1 protein-coding gene is annotated in these 265 nt (G+C 38.9%); it reads right to left on the reverse strand.

Annotated elements, in window-relative coordinates; genetic code table 11:
• The coding region (locus tag RVS70_RS23225) for a condensation domain-containing protein (RefSeq protein ID WP_321135109.1) at nt 1-265 on the reverse strand (265 nt) is incomplete at both ends.

Raw genomic sequence — 265 nt, forward strand, 5'->3', positions numbered from 1 at the left:
GGTGAATCACAAAAAGTAAATGGTCCCCTTCATTCGTTTGAAATAATGCTACGTTAACAAGTGGGCCGTTTTCAATATCTAGCCCACGCTGAATCATTTGACTACATACTTCTATTTCTCTCTGATGGTCTTCTACAGAACGATAATTAAATACTTGAAAATCGAACAGCTTATCTTCCGTACTCTTTCGAATGATTTGTTTTACGCCGTTCGGATCAAATTGGTATACCATTCGTAGGGCATCATGATGCTTGGTGATTGCCGT

The organism is Virgibacillus sp. M23, from assembly GCF_034190895.1.
Classification (GTDB): Bacteria; Bacillota; Bacilli; order Bacillales; family Amphibacillaceae; genus Virgibacillus; species Virgibacillus salarius.